The 6782-nt window shown below is 42.5% G+C and carries 10 protein-coding genes and 1 other annotated feature; all 10 genes read right to left on the bottom strand.

Annotation, left to right across the window (positions count from 1 at the left end; genetic code table 11):
- The coding region (gene obgE, locus LD39_RS11400; RefSeq protein WP_035546442.1) for a GTPase ObgE at positions 1 to 743 on the bottom strand (743 nt) is incomplete at its 3' end.
- Between the two features lie 13 nt (positions 744 to 756).
- Positions 757 to 1272 carry a Spo0B domain-containing protein gene (locus LD39_RS11405; RefSeq protein ID WP_231572563.1) on the bottom strand — a complete coding sequence of 172 codons (516 nt, stop codon included), beginning with the start codon at positions 1270 to 1272 and terminating at the stop codon, positions 757 to 759.
- Between the two features lie 217 nt (positions 1273 to 1489).
- Positions 1490 to 1780: a 50S ribosomal protein L27 gene (gene rpmA / locus LD39_RS11410; protein WP_035546444.1), complete on the bottom strand. Its 291-nt coding sequence runs from the start codon at positions 1778 to 1780 to the stop codon at positions 1490 to 1492.
- A 14-nt stretch (positions 1781 to 1794) separates the two neighbouring features.
- The gene (locus LD39_RS11415) at positions 1795 to 2124 is read right to left on the bottom strand and encodes a ribosomal-processing cysteine protease Prp (RefSeq protein ID WP_035546446.1); all 330 of its coding nucleotides are present in this window, start codon (positions 2122 to 2124) and stop codon (positions 1795 to 1797) included.
- 11 nt (positions 2125 to 2135) lie between these two features.
- Entirely contained in the window at positions 2136 to 2444 is a 309-nt protein-coding gene (gene rplU, locus LD39_RS11420; RefSeq protein ID WP_035546448.1) for a 50S ribosomal protein L21, read from the bottom strand.
- A gap of 13 nt (positions 2445 to 2457) precedes the next feature.
- Positions 2458 to 2528 (bottom strand) — a sequence feature (ribosomal protein L21 leader region).
- 36 nt (positions 2529 to 2564) lie between these two features.
- A complete protein-coding gene (locus LD39_RS11425; protein WP_035546451.1) occupies positions 2565 to 3998 on the bottom strand; it encodes a ribonuclease E/G in 1434 nt (477 codons plus the stop codon).
- An 8-nt stretch (positions 3999 to 4006) separates the two neighbouring features.
- Positions 4007 to 4864, bottom strand: a complete 858-nt coding sequence (locus LD39_RS11430; RefSeq protein ID WP_035546453.1) for a site-2 protease family protein — start codon at positions 4862 to 4864, stop codon at positions 4007 to 4009.
- Entirely contained in the window at positions 4851 to 5612 is a 762-nt protein-coding gene (locus LD39_RS11435) for a M23 family metallopeptidase (RefSeq protein ID WP_035546455.1), read from the bottom strand. Before LD39_RS11435 ends, LD39_RS11430 begins: the two co-directional genes overlap by 14 nt.
- A gap of 133 nt (positions 5613 to 5745) precedes the next feature.
- Positions 5746 to 6543: a septum site-determining protein MinD gene (gene minD, locus LD39_RS11440; RefSeq protein ID WP_035546457.1), complete on the bottom strand. Its 798-nt coding sequence runs from the start codon at positions 6541 to 6543 to the stop codon at positions 5746 to 5748.
- Positions 6536 to 6782: septum site-determining protein MinC (locus LD39_RS11445; RefSeq protein ID WP_035546459.1), on the bottom strand; the 247-nt coding region annotated here is incomplete at its 5' end. The genes minD and LD39_RS11445, both read right to left, overlap by 8 nt.

A 6782-nucleotide genomic window follows, 5' to 3' on the forward strand; every position in this document is an offset into this window, starting at 1 on the left:
CCCGACATATCAATAAAGTGCAGCAAAAGACGCGTGCGTTCAATGTGGCGTAAGAATTGATGGCCAAGTCCAACCCCTTCGTGTGCCCCCTCAATGAGCCCCGGGAGGTCAGCCATGACAAAACTACGATGGTCCTGACTCTCAACAACACCTAAATTTGGAGAAAGCGTTGTAAAATGATAATCCGCAATTTTTGGTTTGGCTGCGGTCACTACAGAAAGGAATGTGGATTTCCCGACACTAGGGAAACCGACCAATCCGACATCCGCCAATAATTTTAATTCAACGACGACATCTAGTTCTTCTCCTGGCTCTCCGTTCTCAGCAATCTCAGGCGCAGGGTTTCTTGCCGTAGCAAAACGGGCATTCCCCCGTCCACCACGACCGCCTTTAGCGATCACAGCTCGTTGTTTATGATCCGTTAGATCGGCAATCACCTTTCCGGTATCCGCATCTTTAACGGTCGTTCCAGGCGGGACACTTACAACAAGGGGATCTGAATTCTTTCCATGCTGCTTCTGATTCATTCCATTTTCTCCGCGCTTGGCTTTGAAATGGTGTTGATATCGGAAATCCATAAGAGTGTTTAACCCTTCATCAACTTCAAAAACAACGTCGCCGCCATTTCCTCCATCCCCTCCGGCAGGTCCACCTCTAGGAACATATTTTTCACGTCGATAAGCGACGAGACCGTTACCTCCGTCGCCACCTTTAACCAATACTTTAACCTGATCGACAAACATACTCTTCACCTCTTTATCCTATCATCATCTCAATGGATAGCTCTTGATCTTCGAAGACTGTCGCAATAAATCCTTCATTGTTTAGTCTTTGCTTCAGGGACTCTCCATTATGTAATTGACCTTCCCACTCCCAGCTTAAACCGATCGAGCCCGAATCAAACCCCTGATAGAGATGAACAGTTCCTTCATAAAGTTCATCTTCCAACGTATGATCATCGATTAGCTCTAACATTCGCTTGGCTAAAGCTGTCAGCTTCTCATCATGACGGGATAAATCAAGTTCATCTTTAACGACATACTTCAATCTGAATTGTTCATGATTCCAATTGAATGATAGTAACCATAATGGAAATTGGACAGCATTACTGTTCAACAATTTTCTTTCATATTCAGACTCTGTTATCAATTCTTCAATTTGATCCATCAAACGCTCTTGTTTTCCTAGTGATGCATATCCTTGGATCAGCTGAATTTGATTCATCCAGTCATGACGCTTATGTCTAAGCAGCGTAATGATTTCTTTTTCCACCAACAGCTTCAGCTCCCTCGTTCACCCATAATAATAAAAATTATAGCAAAGATGAAAGAGAAACTAAACGATGTTCCCTCAGTCCACCTTCATTCAATTTAAAAAAGAGTAAATCGTTGGATGCTCGAATCTTTAAGCTTTGTAAATACAAAAAAGCCACGCTTATGCTATAAGCACAGCGCGGCTTCTTTTACGTTTGAAACCGTACAATATTCGTTTACGCTTCCTGTGCTACAGGATAAACGCTAACTTTTTTGCGGTCACGTCCGTAACGTTCGAACTTAACAACACCATCTACTTTAGCAAACAATGTGTCGTCGCCGCCACGGCCAACGTTCGCTCCAGGGTAAACCTTAGTACCGCGTTGACGGTAAAGGATAGATCCACCTGTTACTTGTTGTCCGTCTGCACGCTTAGCTCCAAGACGCTTAGACTCAGAGTCACGGCCGTTTTTTGTACTACCTACACCCTTCTTCTGGGCGAAAAACTGCAAATCAAGACGTAGCATGAATCTCCACCTCCTTATCGGTGTGATATTTTTATATATTGATGATAATCATGTTCAATGGTTTCGAGTGAGACCAACATGCCTTCAAGCAATGTGCGAGCTTTAGTGATCATTTGATCTGTCAGCTCTTTGGGAAGAGTGACCTTCAAATAACCGCCTTCTCCTCCTTGCTCAACATGAGGCTCTATTTCGCATAGACGCTCGATCGCATTGACTGTACCGATCGATACAGCTGAAACAGCAGCACATACAAGATCATGACCATATGGACCACTCTCAGCATGTCCTGAAATTTCAAAACCTGCAATCGCTCCATTTGAGCGAATCATTTTCACTTCAATCATCCGAACGAACCTTACGCGTTGATTTCTTCAACGACTAGCTTCGTGTACGGCTGACGGTGACCTTGTTTACGCTTGTAGTTCTTTTTCGGCTTGTATTTGAAGACAGTCAATTTCTTCTGACGACCTTGTTTTTCAACTTTAGCCGTTACAGAAGCACCATCAACAAATGGAGCACCAACTTTTGTATCTGCTCCACCAACAAATAGAACTTTGTCAAACGTTACAGTTTCACCAGCTTCTGCGTTGACTTTCTCAACGTAAATCTCCTGGCCTTTTTCAACTTTAACCTGTTTACCACCAGTTTCAATAATTGCGTACATACTTGCACCTCCTCGAATTACTCAGACTCGCCATTCAGGTACCGTAAACGGTTTAGAACCTGTTCTGTGCGGTTGTAGCATCGGAGTGCTACTAGAATAACAAAACAATGTTACCACAGTTCAAAACAAGTTGTCAACATGTGCTTTTCGACGATTGATCGCTTCCAGCACCATGTCTTCGGACCCTTCAAGCTCAATTTGATAGTCAGGAATATCGACATCCTGCCTAACAAACAGCTCCTGTGGAATTTTACTAGAAATCTGGCGAGAAAGCAATCGTTTTTTCATATTGTAAAGTTCAGGATTAACACGAATAAGAATAGCTTCTGAGGGGTGACTCGCATAAGCCAGCAAATCACGTTCCAGCCTGTACACCATTGTTGCTTGATCAAAACTCGGCTGATACGGCTTACTTAGTGTTTGGACAGGGCTTACACTTTCCCGTTTTCTTGTCATTTCCATAATACCAAGCCTTGTCATACCGAGAATGCTTGATTTTGTCGTGTCTTTTTGAGTTTGCTGTCTCATAAAGTTAATGAGACGTTTTTCTAATGAAGAATCTTTCATATTGATAAAATCAATCAAAATCATTCCTGAAAGGTTTCGTAGCCTAATTTGTTTACACACATGTAAGGCAGCTTTTCGATTGACCTCAAATGCTTGTGAATTCGACATTGCTTTTCCTTTGTACTGATGGCTGTTGACATCGATAACTGTCATAGCTTCTGTCGGTTCTATGACTAATTGAACCCCGTTGTCTAATTCAACAACCGATTGGATCAATTGTTCCTGAAGTTCATTGATTCCTAAAGGCAGCTTTTCTTCTATTTGCTTCACCCAGCTGATTTTATCTTCAAGGGAAGGATATCTTTCCTTCAGATAAAGGCTCACATTCACTTCATCAACAATAATCTCAGTCAGAGAATGTACGGGATATTTCCTTATCAGCTGATCAGGGAGCATAGGATCACTCCATACCATTTGCGGTTTATGTCCCATTAGAGGGGCAATTTGTTCTTTCCATATCCCCTTCAAACGACGGAACTCTTCTCCAACTTTTTCAATACGTTCCTCTCCAGCGGCTGTCCGGATGATGCCTCCTTCCTTATCTTCCAAGATGCTGCCAAGAGTTTTTCTTACTGATTCCACTTTGTCAGTATTAAGCTTTCTTGATGCGGAGATTTTCTTGCCCATAGGCTGAAAAATGGAATAGAGGCCAGGAATCGTTAAATCAGCAGTCACTTGCGCTCCTTTTTCACCGATGGCTTCCTTATTTATTTGTACGAATAAGGTTTCCCCCACTTTCATCGTTTTTTCCATACTTTCCTTTGCCCAGGGAATTTGATCGAGATTTAAAAAAGCGTTTTTTTCTTGTCCAATGTTTATAAAAGCCGCCTGCATACCATAGTGAATGTTTTCAACTTTTCCAACAAAAATAGAACCCGAAAGAACCTCGCTTCCGGGCCGTTCAACGATATATTCACAAATCTGTTCATTTTCGAGTACAAGCCCAGTTTTTTCAGAAGACTTTGTATGTAGGATGATTTTTCTCATATGATCCCTCACAGCGCCATTTTAGGTACATCTCGCAAACGCAGATCGACTTGCTTCTTCTCGAAGTATGCGTGGAGACATTCTTGCTCATTTACTATATATAAACTTGGCGACTGTTTCAACACATACAAATGGTTACGATTACTGCGTATATTTTTTAGTACATCTCTCACGAGCAGGTCCTGTTCGACTTTAATATATTTCGGCTTCAGCTTATTGCAGTCCCTATAGGTACAAAAGAGCAAATATCTCATAAGTGTATAGGTTCTACGCTTCCATTCAAGAGCGTTTTCGATAAGCAAAAAGGCTGTAAGCAGTAATCCAGCCAGCGTCCAACGTCCATCAATCGTTAACCAAAACGCAACAAGTGCCATCGAGGCAATGGAAGCTAGTAAAGTAATAAGAAGACTTTGTTGAAACGTAAAAAATTGATTCATCGCATAAAAGACAAGTTTCCCTCCATCCAAGGGCCATATAGGCAGAAGGTTGAATAGAAGAATGAGACTGTTATAAAAAAACGCCACAGATAAGAGGGAGTGAGGACCATAAACCATTTCGAGGAAACCCAGCAATACGTAAACCCAAATGTGCTGAACCGGTCCAGCAAGAACGACACGGACCTGTTCATGGAAAGGACGTGTATTATGTTCCTCACTGACAACGGCTCCCCCGAATAACCATAGCTCGATCCTTGATATCCTCCAACCATAGTACTTTGCAGTGAAATAATGGCCAAGTTCATGAATGAGGACGAGGGCTATTAAAATAACAAATTCATAGAAGGCCCCCGTAAGAAATGCGGATAGGGCTAGTAAAAAGAAGAGGGGGTGAATGTGAAAGCTCTGTGTCAGGCTAAGAGCTTTCATCCACTTTGATGACCTCTACAGGATCTAGATATTGCTCGTCTTTTTCAATAGCAAAATAAAATTCAGCTGATGACCCCTCTTCTGACGTTACCGAACCAAGGCTGCTCTGCGCCTGAACATATTCATACAAATGTACGTCAATCGAAGATAAATAGCCATAGGTTGTTTTACTTCCGTCCTCGTGTTGAAGAATGACGGTTTTTTTCGTATCTTCATTATTTCCCGCAAAAACTACCGTTCCTTCTCTCACTGCTTTAACCTTAGAATTATTTTCTGTCGTTAAAACAATACCTTTTCCGTTATTTTGAAAAGGAGTCGTGACCGTGCCGTTCACAGGCATCGCCAGTTCTCCTGTCCGGGTCTCATCTTTCGGCTGGACGACTTGAAGGGGGTCTCCAAATCGTTCACTATACCAGGCTGTTGCTTTTGCAAATGGAAAATCCTCTTGAAGCTGGCCAGTCACCCATTGTTCTGGTTTATCAAGCAGAGCAAAATCTGTGTTCTGACCGATAGCGACAGTTGCAAACAGCAAAGCAGCCAGCAGTACCTGGATTCCTAAACGGCTTGTCCGATTCTTGGAAGTCGTAGTGGGAACTTTCTTTCCGTAACCTGAAACGATAGGCGGGTAACCATGCATCTCCTCATCTTGAGGCGGGAGAAATGGCTTCGTTGGAGGTGCATTCTGCTGGACACGCTTCTTTTTACGCTCAGATATATTTTTACGTATGTGCTGTATGTTCTTTTTCACAGGAATCCCCTCTCTCTTGGAACCTTTGTTTCTACCATTCTATGGAGAGAGTGAAAGGTATATGTATGAAACTTGTCCAGTTTCAAGCATAAAAAAAAGTCCACTATAAATGGTTATAGTGAACCTTAATCTATCACACACGTATTCCAAAAAAGCGCTTGACTTTTGCAATTATCCCTTTGTTTTCATTCAGATTTTGAAGAGGAACAGCTTCGCCTAAAATACGTCGCGCGATATTCCTGTAAGCAATGGAAGCTTTGGAATTCGGCTTCATCGCTACAGGTTCCCCACTATTGGACGCTTTAATGACCGCATCATCATCAATGACAATACCAACTAAATCTATGGATAGTACATTCACAATTTCGTCGACATCAAGCATATCCCCACTTTTCATCATGTGGTTCCTGATCCTGTTAATGACAAGCTTCGGAGCCTCGATGTCTTCCTGTTCCAAAAGACCGATAATTCTATCAGCATCCCTTACACTAGCCTTCTCAGGAGTGGTAATGACAATGGCTTTGTCCGCTCCGGCGACGGCATTTTTATATCCTTGTTCAATACCTGCAGGACAATCAATGACGATATAATCGTACTCCTGTTTTAACTCCTCTACGACTTCTTTAATCCCTTCAGGTGTCACTTCTGATTTATCAGAGGTTTGAGCTGCTGGGAGCAGATGAAGACAGTCGAAACGCTTATCCGTAATTAGAGCCTGCTTTGTTTTACAGCGGCCTTTTACGACATCCACAATATCATAGATGATTCGATTTTCTAGCCCCATGACTACATCAAGATTCCTGAGACCGATATCTGTGTCAATGAGGCACACCTTTTTATTCTGCAAGGCTAAAGCGGTCCCCAGATTAGCAGTTGTTGTTGTTTTCCCAACTCCTCCCTTTCCGGAGGTTATTACTATCGCTTCACCCATTCGTCATTCTCCTTTCAAAACTTGCAAGATCCGGTCTTTTCTTTACAATCTCCTGTAATTTATCAATCCGGATTTTCCCTTGTTCTTCATCAACAAAGCCACTTTCCATGTACAGACCTTCTGACTCATAGTCTGGAGATCGACTCATTTGATCGGCGATTCTCAATTGACTTGGCTGCATATACGAAGCAGCAATAACAGCCTGGGTATCTCCTTCCACCCCCGCATGGGCGATTCCT

Origin of the sequence: Halobacillus sp. BBL2006 (genome assembly GCF_000786645.1) — a bacterium.
Classification (GTDB): domain Bacteria; phylum Bacillota; class Bacilli; order Bacillales; family Halobacillaceae; genus Halobacillus.